Consider the following 18,252-nt stretch of genomic DNA (forward strand, 5'->3'; position numbering starts at 1 on the left):
ATTCATACTGATCGAACAAAACAAAGGGTGGCCGATTGAGCCGAGCTGAAAACACTACCGACGCCAGCCAAGCGCCCAACCACGGGCAGGGACCATATGTTCTTTCCGGACCTTCCGTGCGGCCGGATCCGCGCAAGGTGCCGATCCGCGGCGACCTGGCGCACATCGGGCTCGCCGGGAAGTATTTCGTACCACATTATGCGGTGCCACAGCCGCGCACTGTCATGCCGGGCGGTGCTCCACTGCTCGCCCAGCCATCCGAAGACGCGGAAGAGCTGTGCATCCTGATGGAAGGCGACAGTTTCGAAGTGCTCGATGTCACGGGCAAATGGGCTTGGGGATGCCTCTCGCTCGATGGCCCTGTCGGCTATCTTCGGGCAGACCGGCTGGAGACCATCGAATAATGGCTCATACGGTCTTCATCGACGGTGCAGAAGGCACGACCGGGCTCGAGATCGTGGACCGGCTTGAGCAGCACGACGCTTTCGAGCTGGTGCGGCTCAGCAACGCCGAGCGCAAGGATATCGACTGTCGGCGCGCCGCGCTCAACTTCGCCGATTTCGCGATCCTGTGCCTGCCGGACGATGCCGCGCGCGAAGCCGTCGCCCTGCTCGACGAAGACGCCGGCACCCGCATTATCGACGCCTCCACCGCGCATCGCAATGCATCGGGCTGGATTTACGGTTTTCCCGAACTCGTCGGGCCGAGCGTGATCGCAGGTGCCGCGCGGGTGGCCAATCCGGGTTGCTACCCTACCGGCTTCCTTGCGCTGGTCGCACCGCTGGTGCGCGCGCGACTGCTGCCGCGTGACTGGCCCTATACCGTTAACGCCGTGTCCGGCTATTCCGGCGGCGGCAAGTCGCTGGTCCAGCGTTTCGCCGAAGAACCCGATATCGCCTATCGCGCCTATGGCTTTTCGCTCGATCACAAGCATCTGGAAGAGATGCAGAAGAAGGCGGGGCTGGCGCACCAGCCGGTGTTCGCTCCCGCTGTAGTCCCTGCATTCCGCGGTATGCTGGTCGAAGTGCCGCTTGCCATCGCGGCCATGCGCTCCGCTGCGGAACCGGACAAGCTGCGCGAAGAGCTGGCGAGGTATTACGAAACATCCGCCCTCATCACCGTGCACGACGACGAAGAGCCACCCGCAGAATTAATATTGCGGACCGATTCCGCGCCGTCGGACCGGCTCGACCTGTGGGTTTTTGCCGATGCCCAGGGCCAGACCGCCCGGCTCGTCGCGCGGCTCGACAATCTCGGCAAGGGCGCCAGCGGGGCAGCGGTGCAATCGCTCAACCTGATGGCGGGCTGCGATGAACTTGCGGGCCTGAGAGTCTGATCCTTGCCATTCGCTGCCCAGCATTTGGGCAGTCCTGCCTATAATCGCGCCAGCCAGCTAGCGCCGATCAAACTGTCCACGCACGAATATTCCGCGCGCGAGCCTTTATCGCGAGATAATCTTGCGAATCCACCCTTTCGCGCAAGCGTTTGATTGTCTACTCCCCACAGACGCGCTCTGGCATGATTCTTGATACTGTTTTTTGCAGGCACTGGTTTCAAATCCATGCGGACCGAAAAGGCGTACTCTCGCAACGAGAGCGCGGGGCGCCAAGGATGCTAACAGGGACGGTAAAACAAACGACGTGAAAAAGATCGAAGCCATCATCAAACCCTTCAAGCTGGACGAAGTGAAAGACGCGCTGCACGAAGTGGGCGTATCGGGGATCACCGTGACCGAGGCCAAGGGCTTTGGTCGCCAGAAAGGCCATACCGAACTTTATCGCGGGGCCGAATATGTCGTCGATTTCCTGCCCAAGGTAAAAATGGAGATCGTCGTTCCCGATTCGCTGGCAGACCAGGTCGTGGAAGCGATCGCAGGCGCCGCGCAAACGGGACGTATTGGCGACGGCAAGATCTTCGTGACCGAAGTCGTGACAGCAATCCGCATTCGCACCGGTGAACAGGACGACGCTGCGCTTTAAGCCCGGCAGCCCGACGCAACTTATTCATTAACAACACGAATTATATCTCAGGAGAATACCCAAAATGGCCAGTGCAGCGGATATCATCAAGCAGATCAAGGACGAGGAAATCGAATGGGTCGATCTGCGTTTCACCGATCCCAAGGGCAAGTGGCAGCACCTGTCCATGGTCGCCAGCGCGCTCGACGAAGACCAGCTTGAAGAAGGGTTGATGTTCGATGGATCGTCCATCGCCGGCTGGAAGGCGATCAACGAATCCGACATGATCCTGCGCCCCGATCTGGACGCCACCTATATCGATCCGTTCAGTGCCACGCCGATGATGGTCATCTGCTGCGACATCGTGGAGCCCTCCACCGGCGAAGGCTACAACCGCGATCCGCGTTCGACCGCCAAGCGTGCCGAAGCCTATCTCAAGAGCACCGGCATCGGTGATACGATCTACGTCGGCCCCGAAGCCGAATTCTTCATGTTTGACGATGTGCGCTTCGAAGACGGCTATGCCGGTTCGGGCTTCCAGATCGACGATGTCGAACTGCCGACCAATTCGGGTGCCGAGATGGAAGGCGGCAACATGGCGCACCGCCCCCGCGAAAAGGGTGGCTATTTCCCCGTCGCTCCGGTCGACAGCGCCGTCGACATCCGTGGCGAAATGGTCGCTACCATGCTCGAAATGGGTCTGCCGTGCGACAAGCACCACCACGAAGTGGCCGCCGCGCAGCACGAACTGGGCCTGACTTTCGGAACGCTGGTGGAAACCGCCGACCGTATGCAGGTCTACAAGTATGTCGTGCACCAGGTCGCCCATGCCTATGGCAAGACAGCGACTTTCATGCCCAAGCCGATCAAGGACGATAACGGTTCCGGCATGCACACCCACATGTCGATCTGGGACGGCGGCAAGCCTACCTTCTCGGGCAATGAATATGCCGGCCTTTCGGAGAACTGCCTGTTCTACATCGGCGGCGTGATCAAGCACGCGAAGGCGCTGAACGCCTTCACCAACCCGACCACCAACAGCTACAAGCGACTGGTGCCGGGTTTCGAGGCTCCCGTGCTGCTCGCCTATTCGGCGCGCAACCGCTCTGCTTCGTGCCGTATTCCTTATGGTACCGGCGAAAAGGCAAAGCGCGTGGAATTCCGTTTCCCCGACGCGATGGCCAATCCGTACCTTGCCTATGCAGCGCTGCTGATGGCTGGCCTCGACGGAATCCAGAACAAGATCCACCCGGGCGACGCGATGGACAAGAACCTTTACGACCTGCCGCCGGCCGAACTCGCCGACGTGCCGACCGTATGCGGCTCCTTGCGCGAAGCACTGCTTGCCCTGCGCGACGACCACGAATTCCTGCTGGCAGGCGACGTGTTCTCCAAGGACCAGATCGACGCCTATTGCGATCTCAAGTGGGAAGAAGTCATCCGCTTCGAAACCACGCCGAGCGCCGTCGAATTCGACATGTACTACAGCGCGTGATCTGATTGTTGCGGAGACGCCATCCGGCGCCTCGCAATTGACACAAAAAAGGCCGCTCGGGAAACCGGGCGGCCTTTTCGTTTCCATCTGTGTTTAACCTCAACGCATTGTGAGCATTCCGCGTTTGGCCGTTACGATGAAGGCTCCAAGCAACATCAGCGCCCAGAACATCGTGAGCCAATCGAGTGGTTGGGGACCGGCGATAAAGCCGAGATGGGCCAGAAGCGACCAGGTTCCGCCAACCAGTAGCAAGAGGTAATAGGTCATAGCCCCGGCCTCGCTACCCACGGCCTTCATCAGTTCGTCCTGCTTTTTCATCGAAGCGATGGAGGTGATCACCGCTACCAGCATGAGCACGGCAAACACGGCAAGCGCCGCGCCTTGCCCGATCGGCCCGGCGGGTGCGGCGATAGCGAGAACCATCAGCGCCACGCCTGCAGTCGCCATGCCAAGTGCGCTATTGCCCAGCATACCTTTTTGTTCGCGCAGTTCTTCGGGATCCTCGACGTTAAGGAATTTCGCCCCTGCCGTGGGACTCATGAGGCCAAAGCCGATCGCAGCGGCTGTCACGACATATAGCATGCCTACGAGCGCAGCGATCTCGCGCGAGGCGTCGAGCGATCCCAGCGCGCCGCTATCGGCCAACTGCATCAGGCCGAACGAGCCGAGAAATCCGACTACGCCTCCCAGTAGCATTGCAAAGACGGTCTTTTTCAGGCGGCGCTTTTTTTCGGCCGCTTCAAGTTCATTCTCGATCTGTGTCATTCGTCCGGCTCCCAATCGTCGATAAACAGTTCCGGCACATTCACGCCGAACAGCTTTGCCATTCGCAAAGCCAAGGGCAGCGAGGGGTCGTACTTGTCGGTTTCGACCGCATTGATCGTTTGCCGCGACACTCCCAGCCGGCGAGCCAACTCGCCTTGGCTCCAGCCGTGTTCTTCGCGGTACGCCTTCAAACGGTTCTTCACCGAATCACCTTCTCTGCCTGTAAAGAGTTCTTTACTGACAAGACCTCTTTACAGTCAAGAGCTCTTGTCACCCCTTTCCTACACTCGCGAACTCTCCCTAGCGCCGTTCGCCGAAGAAGCGCAGGAAGGAAGCTTGTATGGACCGCAAACCACTATTCGATACTTTACGCCGGATCATCGGCCGCCCGTTTCGCCAGAGCGAGGTGGACAGCATCGATACGGCGCTGGATCGTCAATCAGGCGAATTCGAGACGGTAGACGATCATGCCGAAGACACGGCTCCCACCAACGGTGGTGGTTTCAAACCGCGCAAGATCGGGCATGAAGGTGTCGATATCATCCAGCGTTTCGAAGGTTGCGAGAAGAAGCGCCCTGATGGACTGATCGAGGCATATCCCGATCCGGGCACCGGCGGCGATCCATGGACAATTGGCTGGGGTGCGACCGGCCTCGACCACTTCAACAGCGGGCGCATTGCGCGTGGGACCATCTGGACACAGGAGCAATGCGATGCGCGGCTGGAAGCCGACCTTGTGCGCTATGCCAAGGATGTCGACCGGGCGCTGGGCGATGCACCGACAACGCAGGCGCAGTTCGATGCGTTGGTCAGTTTTCATTACAATACCGGAACAATCGGAAAGGCCACTTTGACGCGCAAACACAAGGCTGGCGATTTTGCCGGGGCCGCACGCGAATTCGACCGCTGGTGCTATGCTGGAGGCCGCGTGTTGAAAGGACTGGTGCGCCGCCGCGCCGCAGAGAGCGCACTGTATCGAAAGTAAAATCTTGCACAGCTCGTCGCATTTGCGGAACCAGCTTCTCGGATGCGCCGTTGCCCGTTCATAGGAGTTCTTGTGATGAAGTATTTACTTGCAGCGATATCGACACTTGCGCTTGCCGCAGTACCGGCAATGGCGCAGGGCAACGGTAATGGGAACGGTGGCAACAACGGCAGTGGTGGTGGCCAGCCAGCCCATGCCGAACATGCCAACCACAGCAATGGTGGCGGCAATGCCGAGCGGGGCAACGGCGCGGATCGAGGCAACGGAAATGGCAACGCAGACCGTGGCAACCAGGCCAATCGAAACAATGGCAATGGCAATCGCGATGACAACGTCCGGAATGAAAACCGCGGTAACGGCAACGTAGCCAATCGCAACAATGGCAACGTAAATCGCAACACTGTCAATCGTAATGCCGGAAACGGTAACCGCAACGCCAGCCGCAATGTCGACAACGGCAACCGTGGTGGACAAGACCTCAACCGCGGCAACCGCGGAAATGGTCAAAATCAGGATTTCGACAGGCGTGACGGCCGCGATGGCGGTCTGATTGATCGCATTTTCTACCGCGAAACCGGTTTGATCGACGGGTGCCCTCCCGGCCTGGCGAAAAAGCGCAATGGGTGTTTGCCGCCAGGCCAGGCCCGCCAGCGTGACCGTGCCTATCGCTATGGCAATTATTCGCCAGACTGGTGGGGCCTGCCCTACGGGCGCGGCGATTATTTTTACGAGGACGGCTATCTGCTGCGGTACAGCGGCGACCGGATTTCCGGATATATCCCGCTGCTTGGCGGCGCGTTGAGGATCGGCAATCCGTGGCCGTCCGACTACGGCTACGACCGCGTGCCGGATTACTACACAAACTACTACGGGCTCGGAAGCGATTACCGCTACGCCGACAATGTGGTCTACCGGCTCGATCCGGAAACCGCTGCCATAACGTCCATCGCAGCCCTGCTGACAGGCGACGAATTCACCGTCGGCCAACCCGCTCCGCGTGGTTATGACGTGTATAATGTGCCTTATAGCTTTCGTGACCGGTATCGTGACGGTCCGGACGCATATTATCGCTACAACGACGGCTATGTTTACCAGATCGATCCCGAAACGCGGCTCGTTGCCGCCGCTATCGAGCTACTGCTTTAAAAGGGACTTTCCATGATTTCGAACACACTTTCATGCCGCTGCCTCACCGCTCTGGCATCGAGCGCACTCCTGACTCTTGCGGCATGTGGCGATACTACAGGTGATGCTGAAAGCGGGGCAAACGGGGCGCCAGGAACGCTGAGCCTTGCCGCACTGATTGCCGAGAACGACGAATTGAGCACGGTGGAAACTCTTGTTGAAGAGGCAGGGCTGGCGCAGGCATTCGACGGGATTGCCGCCTACACGGTGCTTGCTCCGTCTGATGACGCACTGGCCGCACTTGGAGAAGACTTCAGCGGAGACGAGGCGCGACCTGCGCTTATCGCAGTGCTGCGGGGCCATATACTGCCGGGCTATCTGACATCGGAAGACATCACCACGGCTATCGAGAGTAATGGCGGGCCTGTGGAGATGCAGACGATGGGCTCAGGCACTTTGACCTTCGCGATGGAAGATGACGTGCTGAAAGTCTCAAGCGATGATGGCGCGACCTCCGCTGCAATCACCGAAGAGATGCTGGGCGCAAATGGCGTTATCCTGCCGATCGACGCAGTGCTGAAGCAGGTCGAAACCCACGATCAGTAATCGCGCCGGTATTCGACAGCCACGCTGTCTCTCCCCACGGTACTTACCGTGGCGAGCAGGTTGAGCCAGCTTGTCACGCGGAATTCCAGATTACTCGCTGAATAGCCCGCGCCGTCGGTGATGATTTCGGCATAGAACCGGCGGCCGAAGTTTTTGCCGAGCGCGATTGATGTGCCACGGTCGAGCGCCGGGTCAGCCGCCACAATGCGCAGCCGGTCGAGCCCGATGGCATTGCGCAGGCGGTTGATCGGTCCGACGCCGGACCCGCCGCGCAGACTTGCAACCGCCGCACCCAGTTGCAGCGCATCGGTCGCCGAAAGGTTCGTGATCGATCCCCCGAACAGCAGTCGCGCAAGCAGTTCTTCCTCGGGCAGCGCAGGTACGGATGTGAAGGAAATCGCCGGCTGGCTGGCGTTGCCGCGCACGTTCACCGCAACAGACAGGCCATCAACCTCCGTTTCGGCGACTAGGTCGATACGTGGATCGATCGGCTGGTTCCGGTCGAAGAATATATCGCCCTGCGTAATTTCGAAACGGGTTCCAGCGAAGGAGTAGAAGCCTTGGCGCGGAACCACGCTGACTTCGCCGCCGAGGCGGGGATCATCGGTCGTGCCGCGGATCTGGAGATTGTTTGTGCGCCATTCGCTCTCCAGCCCCATGCCGTTGACCTGGATATCTCCGGGCGCGTTGACGTCGATGAGATAGCGCCAGGGTCCGGTGTTCGCCGCGCTTGGAGCGACATCGCCGGGCAGATTGATTTCGGTCGTGTTGATGCTCGGCAATTCCGCGATCGCTTCGGCAGTGACACCCAGCCGCCAGCGCACATCACGCGCGCGCAGTCGCCCGGCGATCGTTCCGCCTACACCGTTGGAGACGATCCGCATTGGCCCGGTGACCGTCGCACCCATATTCGTAATGTCGAGGATCTGCGCATTGGTTGCTGCAAGCCGGATATCCATGCTTGGCCCGCGCGAGGCAGTAATGCCCGAAAGATCGACATAGCCGCTACCGCTGACACGCCCGCCATTGGGGGCGGTTCCGGCGAAGCTGGTCAAGTTGAAGCGCGCACCATCGAAGCGCCCTCGCGCGGTAACGCCGGTGACATCGGTACCTGTCAGTGCGCTACGCACCCGCAAATCGTCACCCGAAAGCGACCCGCGCAGGCGCGGCTCACCCAGCTTGCCGCGTACGTCAGCAGCCACTTGCACTTCACCCGTCACATCGAGCAGGTCTATCGCCGCCAGCCGCCACAGCGAAGCCGCCGAACCGGTATAGCGCAGCTGCGCGAACAGATTGCCCGCGTACAGGCGCTGGGCCAGTCCGCCCGATTGCGGCAGGTTCGCGATGCGACCCTGCAACCGGCCATCCACGCCGCTTCCGTCGGAAATCACCGCGCGAGCCTGTGCCAGCGTTTCCGAAAGATCGGCGACCAGCGCAATATCCAGTGGGCGCGAGGTCAGCAGGGAACTCGAGCGGGTCAGTCCGTCGATCATCAAGCGCGCTTCGCCAGTGGGCAAGCCATTGGGGCCGGCTGCAATCTCGACAACGCCCGACACCGTACCGCCAACGCCAAGCTCTCCGGCCAGCGCGTCGGCCAGGCCAAGTGGCATATTGGCAAGTGAAATATTGCCTTCCATCGGCGCATCGCCGCCAAAGCGTCCGCTGGCGAGAAGGAAGCCATCACCAAATGACAGTTGCGAGCGCTGCAAACGCCAGCCACCGTCAGGTAGCTTGGTCAGGACGGCGCGGCGCGGCATGTTGATGTCACGACCGGCGTAGGAACCGTCGACCGCGATGGCGACCTGCTCCTGCGTAGCGGTCCCGTTGACCAGCAGTTCGAAGCGGCTTCCGCGTCGCCCGGTCATCGCGGCATCGAACTCGCCAACACCGTTCACCAACTGCGCGCGCGCGGCGAACCGCCCGATGAAGAGCGAACCGTAGGACAGGCCCTGCAGATTGGCATTGCCGCGCACAGTCGTCTGGTCGCCAGCAATCAGGCCTGTCGCGTCGATCGTTCCGCGATTGATGCCGAGCGGAGTTGCTCCGGCAAAGCGGGCATTGCGTGCTGTGACGTCGATATCGAAGCCCTGCCCGCCATTGCGCACGGCCAGACCGATTGTCCCGTCGATGCCGCCGCGCGACAGGGCAAGGTCGCCCGCCACGCCGCCCTCGACCAGTTGCAGCACGCCAGCCACGCGTGTCTGCGCCACGTCGAGGCGGGTAATGTCGAGGAAAGTGTCGCCATTGTCGGCGATGTTCAGATTGATGAGCCCATCGAACTGGCCAAGCATCGAACCGCCCTGCGTCTCGATAGTGAAACCATCCTCGGATGGCGCAAGCGCGACGCGCACATCGCTCAGCCCGGCCGCTGGCAGCGGATCGGCAAAGACAAGTACCGCGCTCGGTCCGTCGTCGGCGATCAGTGCTTCCACTGTGAAGGGGCCGTAATCGGTATGCCGGCCGCTGCCGACCAGCGTGGTCCCGGCATCGTCCACGCGCCCGTCCAGCGTTGCCGTAACCTTGCTGGCCGTGATGCGCATGGTGTCGAATGCGAGCGGAATTCCCGATCCCAGCGTCAATCCGCCGCGGAAGCGGATATCGCTGCCGGCAAGGTTTTCCAGCGTCGAATTGGTCACTTCGTCGACCCGGCCCTGCAGATCGGCATTGAGACGCCACGGCTGCCCGCCGCCAATGGCAAAGCGGATCTGCGCCCCGGCATCGATTCTGCCGATCCCGTCGAACATGAGGTCGGCGATATTGACCGGCCCGGTGACCTGCGTCAGCCCGGTTTCGAAATTGCTGTTGAGCCCCAGCACGGCTTCGAGCCCGGGGAAGTCTACCGCCAGATCGTCCGACAGCAGCTCGTTTCCGGCATAGACCAGAGTGCCGCCCAGCGTGCCATTGACCAGACGCGGGTCGAACAGTTCGTTACCGCTGACTATCCGCGCGATCGTCGCGTTTACCGGAATGGTGAAGCGCGTCCCATCGTAACTGAGCGTGCCTTCTTGCGTGACCCCGGTCACGATAATCCCGCCCGCGTCGATTTCAGCCGCCGTCAGCCTGTGCGGTACGGTCAGGTCACGGAAAGCGCCGTCCAGCGTCGCGTCGATCTGGGTGCCGTTAAGGGCAATGTCGTCCGAAAACAGCGTCGGATCGAGCAATTGTGCGGACAGTTCCAGCCCCTCGAACCTGTTGTTCGCCAGATCGACCGCGCCCACTCCATCGGCATTGACCCCGCGTGCGCGCAGGACGAAATCGCCTTCGAGCACGCTATCCTCCAGCGTGCCCGATGCCGTCAGCATCACCGTTTCGCCCAGCGCCCGCGCCGCCATCCCCTCGACATAGCTGCCGGGACGCACGCGGCCGACAAGGCGGTATTGACCTGCATCGTTATAGATGTCGAAATCGAGGAGGTCAGTATCGCCCTGCACGGCATCGAGTTCGCCCTGCCACGAAGTCCATGTACCATCGCCGACCAGTTGGACGGTCAGGTCTTCCTGTGCGCCCACCATCGCGGCAAGAAAACCGCCCTGCGGTGCGCGCCAGTCGAGATTGAGGTCGAAGCGGTCGCCGTCCGGCTCGGCATGGACCAGCGCGGTAAACACGTCACCGCCGCCGAATTCACCCTCTGCGTCCAGATAGACCAGTCCGCTGCGAATATCGGCCTCTGCCGCGAAATCAATGACTCTCTCTTCGCCCAGCAGGCCTTCTGCCACGGTCAGGTTCTCGATCCCGAAGCGGTCTATCCGTATATCGAAATCGGGCAGGACGGGGGCGTCGGGATCGCCAGCGATCAGTTCCGGGGCGGCGTATAGTGTTCCGTCGATCAATACGAGGTGACGAACGTCCAGCCCGCTGGTGAACCATCTGTGAGGCCGCCAATTAAGCTCGATAGTTGGCACTTCGAGGAACAGCGTCCCGTTCGCATCGCGGAATTTCACATCGCTCAGCGTCGAGCTCCACAAGATCGACCCGTCGATCTCTCCCACTTCGACAGACAGTCCGGAAGCTGGCGCAACCTTTGCAATCTGGTCGACGATGAACTGCCGTCCGGGCGGCGTATGCAGGAAGGCAACGAACAGCAGGACGAGGATCACCAGTCCCAGAAGCAACGCCATCAAGGCGCGAAGTGGACGGACCACCCAACGACGCTTGCGCCCCTTCACACGCTTGCCCGCTTCTTCCGGCGCTTCGGTTTCGACAATTTCCTCGGCCATCAGAAAGCCTGACCAAGGGCAACGTAGACCGCCACCCAGCTGTCATTGGGACCGGGATTGAGCGGAAACGCGACATCCAGCCGCAATGGCCCGAAACCGGTGGCATAGCGTACGCCCACACCAGCGCCGAACTTGATCGAGCGGAAGTCGGGTGTCGGGTCTTCACCGACAGAACCTGCATCGACAAAGGGCACCACGCTGACAGCACCGTCCATGAATTTCGTGCCGATACGCGCTTCTGCCGAGAGTTCCACCACGCTGCGCCCGCCGGTCGGATCACCAAGGTCGTTGCGCGGACCGATCTCGCGATAGCCGTAACCGCGCACTGACCCACCGCCGCCGGCATAGAGGCGGCGTGATGGAGCGATGGCATCGACCGGTGCGCCCGGAATGCTCGCCAACCGCACGCGGCCTGCCAGCACGGTGTTCTCGCCAATCGACTGGTAGTAGGAGGCGTCGGTCTGGCTGCGCAGGTAGAAACTTTGCACGCCGTCATTGTCGGATACTTCGGGCGACAGGTTGGCGGACAGGCGCCAACCTTCCGTCGGATCGAGCAGATTGTCCGAATTATCAAGCTGGGCGTACAGCGGCAGGGCGGCCACGAAATAGGTTTCTTGGGGCAAGGGATTGCGATCGAGATCGAGCTCGCTCTCCTGCGTTGCCACGAGTTCCAGTCCTACGGACCAGCTGAACTGTTTCTGGAACAGCAAGTTGCTGACCCGTTCGAATGTGGCCACGGCGGAAAGCGTCTGGGCATCGTAGGCAGTGTAGTCGATCGTACTGCCAAAGGCGCTGACGGTGAGGATCCGGTCGCGACCGCGGAAATTGTTCCGGCGGAAGGTGACTTCGGCCAGCTGTTCCTGCGTGCCGAGCACACCGCGAAGGCGCAGCAGGCCTTCGGGCGGGAAGAGATTGCGATGCTCCCACGATCCCTCGACCCTGATGCCGGTTTCCGTGCCGTAACCGATGCCCGCTGTCAGCGAGCGAAGCGGCGCGGGTTCCAGTGCCGCAGCGATATCGACCACGCCGGGCTGGTCGCCCTGCGGTTCCTCGACGACTACCGGCGTAAGCGAAACCGATCCGACAATGCCGGTGGCAAGGATCGCGCGGCGCAGATCCATCTCGTCGCTGCGGCGGTAAAGATCGCCGGGATCCCAGCGGGCAATGCGCGACAGGTGCTCGCTCGACAGGAAATCGGGCATGTCGCTGACGACAACGCCCAGATTGTACTGTCCACCCGGCTCAACCGGCATGGTAAGATCACCTTCGACACGGTCATGGTCGATCAGCAATGACGGGTCTTCAATCGCCGCGAAGGGGAAACCGGTTTCGCCCAGCGCTGTGTCGAGATCGGCCTGCTCCACCTCTATCGCGTCCAGCGAAATCGGGTCACCACTGTCGATTTCGAAAGCTGCCCGCAGCGCATCGTAATCATCGCCGGCGGCAGCCAGGTTGCCGAGGTCGATGACGCCGAAATGATAGCGCTGGCCTGGAACGATATCGAACCGGGCCGCAGGCGGTGAGAGATCGGCTTCCACGCCCTCGTCCACTACGCCGACCGAGCGAATGATCTGCGCATCGTAATAGCCATAAACGCGCAGCATCTGGTGGAGGAGCTCTTCATCAGCGCGCGCCTGCACCCTCAAACGGGCCAGATTGCCATCGTCTTCGAGCTGTTCGATCGTCGAAAGCGCTTTGAAGCGGTCGAGGAACTCATCACGCTGGGGGAACAGCGACTGGTCGGATGGAAATACCAGTACCAATTCCTGAGAAATGCGCTCTTCACTGCCCGGAGGAAGCGGCGGAATCTGCTCTTCGAACGTGGCGAACTCGATCGGTTCTTCGGGTTCGAGCGGCGCAAGTTGTGGCAGGTCGATTTCTTCGGGCCATGGGATGCTGACCTGCGGCATATCGGCGAGCGCGGCGGTAGGATCGAGCGGCAGCGGCGCATCTTCCTGTGCGGCAGCTTCGGCAGAAACGCCTTCCTGTGCCCACTCTTCGGGATTTTCGACCGCCGAATCCGGGATCAGGTCTTCCAGCTCAGGCGCATCCTGCATGTCCTGCGCGGCTACCGGCTGCGCGACAAGCACCAGCACCGCAGCAAGCGCGGTGGCTGCCTTCGTTATGGCAGGTGCGTTTTCAGGCGAGCTTGTATTCGGCCTGCAGGCCGGGAGTGTTGTCTTTCGAACCGCCATCGGGTGCCGGTGATCTTTCTCCGCCCCCGGAGGTAACTCGGTCGATAAGGTCGCGCTGTTCAACGTCCGACAGGCGGCGCCAGCCGTCGGGACCAAGCAATTCCAGCGGGCGAAAACGGACCTTGTATTGCATCCGGTCCGACCCTTCGACCCAATAGCCCAGGTACACATACTGGAGGTCCGCAATGGCTGCCCGGCGAATATGGTCAAGAATGACATATGTGCCAAGCCCGCTGCGTTCCTTATGCTCCGGGTCATAGAAGCTGTAAATCATTGAAAGGCCATCAACCTGCTGATCCATCAGGCAAGCGGCGACCAGGCGACCCGGTTTGTCGTTAACAGAAACCTCTCTGTATTCAACGACAAAGCTGGTGACGCTTGTATGTTCTACCATGTCGGCGAAGTCGACTTCGTCCATCGCCGCCATTCCCCCGCCCGGATGGCGGTGTTCAAGGTAACGCTGGAGCAGGGCATATTGCTCTGCCGTCGCCCATGGGCGGCACTCTGCCGAAACGAGGTCCGAATTGCGCTTCAGATTGCGCCTTTGCGAGCTTGACGGGCGAAAATCCTGGGCTGCCACACGCACCGAGACACAGGCGCGGCAATCGGCGCAGGACGGGCGATAGGCGACTGTCTGGCTGCGACGAAACCCGATCCGGCCAAGCGCGTCATTCAGCTGTTCGGCATGCGGTCCCTTCAGCTCCGTAAACACCTTCCGCTCTGTCTTGCCCGCAAGATAGGGGCACGGCGCGGGGCTGGTTACGAAAAAGCGGGGGAAGCGAACCGGGGCCGTCACAGGTGCTAAATATCCTTCTGGTTATTTTTTGCCAACGCATCTGCGGTGCGTTTTACATCTCCGTCATGCACGCGAGACTCGGGTGTTGGAACCATGTTAACCACAAATTCGCGTTAGTGCAGGCTTAATTTCCACAGCCAGCCTTGCCGAACCTACAAACGCCCCGTTTCGGGTCAGTTCAGTTCGACCTGGCTGACCTTATACCCCTTGTCGGACAAGGATTTAACCAAAGCTTCGAGCTGTTCACGGTCGCGTGCTTCGCACTCGATATCCGTAATAAGACCCTTTGCGGGCAGGTTGGTGAAAATGCGCTGGTGGTAGATCTCGATGATATTGACATTATGCGCCTCGAACTCGCCCATCACCTTTGACAATGCGCCGGGGCGGTCCTGCAAAGTGATCTGGAGCCGGGCCAGGCGGCCAGAACGGGCCAGGTCGCGCAGCAGCACGTTGGCGAGCAACCGCGTGTCGATATTGCCACCGCACAGGACCAGGCCGATATTCTTGCCCTCGAAACGTTCGGGATAGGAAAGCACCGCGGCCAATCCTGCTGCCCCGGCACCTTCGACCACGGTCTTCTCGATCTGCAACAGCAGGCTGACCGCTTCTTCAAGATGCCGCTCGTCCACAAGCACGATGTCGTCGACCAGCCGGTCGATAACGCTTTGGGTGAATTTGCCCGGTTGCTTGACCGCGATTCCTTCCGCCAGCGTGTCACCACCGCACGGCAGGTCTTCATTCTTGTATGAGTTGTAGGAGGAAGGAAATAGCTGCGCCTCAGCACCAATAACCTCGATCTCGCGCTCCTGCGCTTTCGCCACAGTGCTCATCCCGCTGATAAGACCGCCGCCACCGATTGGCACGACAAGGCAATCAATGTCGGGTCCGTCTTCGAGCAATTCCAGCGCAACCGTGCCTGCACCAGCTGCAACATGCGGATCGTCAAACGGGTGCACGAAAGTCAGGCCCAGCTCCTTTTCAAGCTGGCGCGCATGGGCCTGCGCATCGTCGAAAGTCTCCCCTTCGAGCACGACCTTGCCGCCCACGGATTCGGTCTGCATCACCTTCACCACGGGCGTAGTTCGAGGCATCACGATGGTGACTGGCACGCCCAGACGGGTGCCATGATAGCTCAGCCCCTGCGAATGATTGCCGGCAGAAGCCGCGATCACACCGCGCTCGCGCTGTTCATCGGACAATTGCAGCAGCGCGTTGAGCGCACCGCGTTCCTTGTAGGCTGCCGTGAATTGCAGGTTTTCGAACTTCAGCCAGATGTTCGCCCCGGTAATACTGGACAAGGTTTGCGAATGCATCGTCGGCGTTCGCACGACCGCGCCTTCGATACGTTTGGCGGCTTCCTGGACGTCGGCGAGGGTCAGTGAGGTCTGCGTCATAGGGCCATGCGAGTAGCCAGATTGGCGCGCGAGGGGAATAGGCAGCGCACTTGTCGCCCACAAAGATTGCCTTGCGGCAAAACTGCAGGCAGGAACCTGCGGCATGAGCACTATCGCATTTCTCGGCCTTGGCGTGATGGGCGCGCCGATGGCCGCGCACCTCGCCCGCGCCGGGCACGATGTCACCGGATACAATCGCACCGCCGCCCGTGCCGAGGCGTGGAAGAGCGCGCTGGCCGATGAAGGATTGAACGTCGCAACCGCCGCCACGCCGCTCGACGCTGTTGCAGGCAAGGATGTCGTCCTTGCCTGCCTTGGGAATGACGACGACGTTGCCGGTGTCATGTTGGCATACGATGGTGCACTTTTCGCAATGCGGGAAGGCGCGCTTTTCATCGATCACACCACCGTCTCACCCGAACTGGCACGCACAATCGCCGAAGCCAGCGACAAGCGCGGCCTGCTCGCGGTCGATGCGCCGGTGTCTGGCGGGCAGGCCGGCGCAGAAAGTGGCAAGCTGGCGATCATGTGCGGCGGCTCCGACGAGGCGATGGCGGCTGCGACACCGGTGATGGAGGCGTTTGCTGCGCGGATCGTTCACATCGGCGGGCCGGGCGCGGGGCAAGCGTGCAAGGCAGTTAATCAGGTGTGCATCGCGGGCGTGCTTGCAGGCCTTTCCGAAGGCGTGCGACTGGCGCAGGCCACCGGCGTCGATACCGGCAAGGTGCTCGAGGCCATATCGGGCGGTGCAGCGCAAAGCTGGCAGATGGAAAACCGCTGGGAGACAATGGTGCGCGGCGAGTTCGATTTTGGTTTTGCGATAGACTGGATGCGCAAGGATCTTGCCATCGCGCTTGGCGAAGCGAAGGCGGAGGGCATTTCGTTGCCCGTCGCCGCGCTGGTCGATCAATTTTATGCGCAGGTGCAATCTGCGGGCGGTGCCCGGCAGGATACCAGCGCCCTAATCCGTCATTTGCCAGAGGTAAAATCACAGTGAAGCCAGCTTTATTTGCCGTTGCCGCCGCAATCTGCGCGTGGGCCAACCCCGCGTACGCCGACACGTGGATCGACAACATCGAAGGTATTTCGGTCGACCGTGACGGTTCGGTGGACCGCTTCGCCGGGCTGGTGATCGACGAGAACGGGCGGATTACCGAATTGCTCGATTTCGGTGATCGCCCGACGCGCGAGATCGACTACCGCATCGATGGCGAAGGGCGCGTGATGATGCCCGGATTCATCGATGCCCACGCGCATCTGATGGGGTTGGGCCTCGGCACGCTTGTGCTCGACCTGTCGGAAACGCGCTCGCTCGATGAAGCTCTCAGCCGCATCGCCGCCTATGCTGCCGCCTACCCTGACCGCCCGTGGATCATCGGGCGTGGATGGAATCAGGAAACCTGGGGGCTGGGCCGCTTCCCGACCGCCGCCGAGCTGGATGAAGTCGTATCGGACCGGCCCGTCTGGCTCGAACGGGTCGATGGCCACGCAGGATGGGGTAACAGCCTCGCGCTACAAGCGGGCGATATCACGTCGCGCACACGCGACCCGGCCGGCGGACGTATCGAACGCCTTTCAGGCGGAGCGCCCGCAGGCGTGCTGGTCGATTCCGCGATCCCGCTGGTCGCAAGCCATATTCCCCCGCCCCTGCCCGAGGATCGCGATCTCGCGCTCTACAACGCGCAGAATATCCTGCTGCGCCACGGCATCACCGCGATGGCCGATATGGGGACGACGGTAGAGGACTGGATGACGATCCGCCGCGCCGGCGATGCCGGCTGGTTGCAGGTCCGCGTGATGGCCTATGCCGACTCGGTCGATTCCATGCTGCTGATCGGCGGGCCCAGGCCAACGCAGTGGTTGTACGACGACCGCTTGCGGCTGAACGGGGTCAAGATCTATCTCGATGGCGCACTGGGTTCTCGCGGAGCCATGCTGAAGGACGATTACGAGGACGATCACGGAAATCGCGGCCTTCCCATCACCAGTGGTACGCAATTGCGCAATCTCATGAGCCGCGCCGCGCTCGACAATTTCCAGGTCGCTATCCATGCAATTGGCGATGCTGCGAATGCCGACGCGCTCAATGCAATCGAAGAGTTGTCTGCCGACTACACCGGCGACCGGCGTTGGCGCATCGAACACGCGCAAATTGTCGATCCGGCCGATATCTCACGGTTCGGGGAGCATGGCATCATCGCCAGCATGCAGCCTGTACACCAGACCAGCGACATGTTCATGGCCGAAGCCCGACTGGGCAACGACCGACTGGGAGGTGCCTATGCCTGGCGCACCATTCTTGCCAATGGCGGCACGCTGGCATTCGGGACAGACGCACCGGTCGAGCCGGTCGATCCGCTCGCCGGACTGGCCGTTGCCATCAGCAGGACCAATGCGGCGGGCCAACCCTTCGGCGGTTGGCGCCCCGATGAAACAATCACCCGCGAACAGGCACTTGCCGCCTATACAGCGAATGCTGCCTACGCCGGGTTTGCCGACGGCAGGTTCGGACGACTGGCACCGGGCGAGCGGGCGGACTTTGTTTTCCTGTCCGCCGATCCCTTGCTTGCGGGTCCCGAACAGATACGCGAAATACGTGTCGAGGAAACGTGGATTGCCGGCCAGCGCGTTTATGACTCTGGGCTACAAGAACCGTTGATCGAGAGGGGCGAACCCGCGCAAGTCATGGGACGATAGGGTAATTTTAACTCGCCTT

General features: G+C 61.1%; 15 protein-coding genes. 9 read left to right on the forward strand and 6 right to left on the reverse strand.

All coding sequences use genetic code 11. The features are described from left to right. Nucleotides 1–35: 35 nt before the first annotated feature. From AAC850_RS02940 to glnA, 4 genes are all read left to right on the forward strand, one after another. The gene (locus tag AAC850_RS02940; protein WP_340587113.1) at nt 36–404 is read left to right on the forward strand and encodes an SH3 domain-containing protein; all 369 of its coding nucleotides are present in this window, start codon (nt 36–38) and stop codon (nt 402–404) included. Next, nucleotides 404–1,336 (forward strand): N-acetyl-gamma-glutamyl-phosphate reductase, encoded by a 933-nt coding sequence (gene argC, locus AAC850_RS02945; protein WP_340587114.1) that lies wholly within the window; start codon nt 404–406, stop codon nt 1,334–1,336. The genes AAC850_RS02940 and argC overlap by 1 nt, the downstream gene beginning before the upstream one ends. Nucleotides 1,337–1,640: 304 nt before the next feature. Further along, nucleotides 1,641–1,979, forward strand: coding sequence for a P-II family nitrogen regulator (locus AAC850_RS02950; protein ID WP_340587115.1), 339 nt, complete (start codon nt 1,641–1,643; stop codon nt 1,977–1,979). A 64-nt stretch (nt 1,980–2,043) separates the two neighbouring features. After that, nucleotides 2,044–3,453, forward strand: a complete 1,410-nt coding sequence (glnA, locus tag AAC850_RS02955; protein WP_340587116.1) for a type I glutamate--ammonia ligase — start codon at nt 2,044–2,046, stop codon at nt 3,451–3,453. Nucleotides 3,454–3,552: 99 nt separating this feature from the next. Here the strand turns inward: glnA and AAC850_RS02960 are convergent, their stop codons facing one another. Both AAC850_RS02960 and AAC850_RS02965 read right to left on the reverse strand, forming a co-directional pair. Further along, on the reverse strand, nt 3,553–4,218 hold the full coding sequence (locus AAC850_RS02960; RefSeq protein ID WP_340587117.1) for a hypothetical protein: 666 nt from the start codon (nt 4,216–4,218) through the stop codon (nt 3,553–3,555). Further along, nucleotides 4,215–4,421 carry a helix-turn-helix transcriptional regulator gene (locus AAC850_RS02965; protein WP_340587118.1) on the reverse strand — a complete coding sequence of 69 codons (207 nt, stop codon included), beginning with the start codon at nt 4,419–4,421 and terminating at the stop codon, nt 4,215–4,217. The genes AAC850_RS02960 and AAC850_RS02965 overlap by 4 nt, the downstream gene beginning before the upstream one ends. A 137-nt stretch (nt 4,422–4,558) precedes the next feature. Between AAC850_RS02965 and AAC850_RS02970 the strand changes: the two genes are divergently transcribed. The 3 genes from AAC850_RS02970 (at nt 4,559) to AAC850_RS02980 (ending at nt 6,934) form a co-directional block, all read left to right on the forward strand. Then, the gene (locus tag AAC850_RS02970) at nt 4,559–5,203 is read left to right on the forward strand and encodes a lysozyme (RefSeq protein ID WP_340587119.1); all 645 of its coding nucleotides are present in this window, start codon (nt 4,559–4,561) and stop codon (nt 5,201–5,203) included. 75 nt (nt 5,204–5,278) lie between these two features. Continuing rightward, nucleotides 5,279–6,349, forward strand: a complete 1,071-nt coding sequence (locus AAC850_RS02975) for a hypothetical protein (RefSeq protein ID WP_340587120.1) — start codon at nt 5,279–5,281, stop codon at nt 6,347–6,349. Nucleotides 6,350–6,361: 12 nt separating this feature from the next. After that, complete coding sequence (locus AAC850_RS02980; RefSeq protein ID WP_340587121.1) at nt 6,362–6,934, forward strand: fasciclin domain-containing protein; 573 nt, start codon at nt 6,362–6,364, stop codon at nt 6,932–6,934. Here AAC850_RS02980 and AAC850_RS02985 read toward each other — a convergent pair. The 4 genes from AAC850_RS02985 to AAC850_RS03000 form a co-directional block, all read right to left on the reverse strand. After that, on the reverse strand, nt 6,928–11,151 hold the full coding sequence (locus AAC850_RS02985) for a translocation/assembly module TamB domain-containing protein (RefSeq protein WP_340587122.1): 4,224 nt from the start codon (nt 11,149–11,151) through the stop codon (nt 6,928–6,930). The two genes, AAC850_RS02980 and AAC850_RS02985, sit on opposite strands and share 7 nt — an antisense overlap. Beyond that, complete coding sequence (locus tag AAC850_RS02990; protein ID WP_340587123.1) at nt 11,151–13,247, reverse strand: autotransporter assembly complex protein TamA; 2,097 nt, start codon at nt 13,245–13,247, stop codon at nt 11,151–11,153. The genes AAC850_RS02985 and AAC850_RS02990 overlap by 1 nt, the downstream gene beginning before the upstream one ends. Before the next feature lie 43 nt (nt 13,248–13,290). Then, entirely contained in the window at nt 13,291–14,142 is an 852-nt protein-coding gene (locus AAC850_RS02995) for an arginyltransferase (protein ID WP_340587124.1), read from the reverse strand. A gap of 173 nt (nt 14,143–14,315) precedes the next feature. Next, on the reverse strand, nt 14,316–15,536 hold the full coding sequence (locus AAC850_RS03000; RefSeq protein ID WP_340587125.1) for a threonine ammonia-lyase: 1,221 nt from the start codon (nt 15,534–15,536) through the stop codon (nt 14,316–14,318). Nucleotides 15,537–15,639: 103 nt separating this feature from the next. Between AAC850_RS03000 and AAC850_RS03005 the strand changes: the two genes are divergently transcribed. Further along, nucleotides 15,640–16,533: an NAD(P)-dependent oxidoreductase gene (locus AAC850_RS03005; RefSeq protein WP_340587126.1), complete on the forward strand. Its 894-nt coding sequence runs from the start codon at nt 15,640–15,642 to the stop codon at nt 16,531–16,533. Next, a complete protein-coding gene (locus AAC850_RS03010) occupies nt 16,530–18,233 on the forward strand; it encodes an amidohydrolase (RefSeq protein WP_340587127.1) in 1,704 nt (567 codons plus the stop codon). The genes AAC850_RS03005 and AAC850_RS03010 overlap by 4 nt, the downstream gene beginning before the upstream one ends. Nucleotides 18,234–18,252 lie beyond the last annotated feature (19 nt).

Origin of the sequence: Erythrobacter alti, assembly GCF_037996805.1 — a bacterium.
Classification (GTDB): Bacteria; Pseudomonadota; Alphaproteobacteria; order Sphingomonadales; family Sphingomonadaceae; genus Alteraurantiacibacter; species Alteraurantiacibacter alti.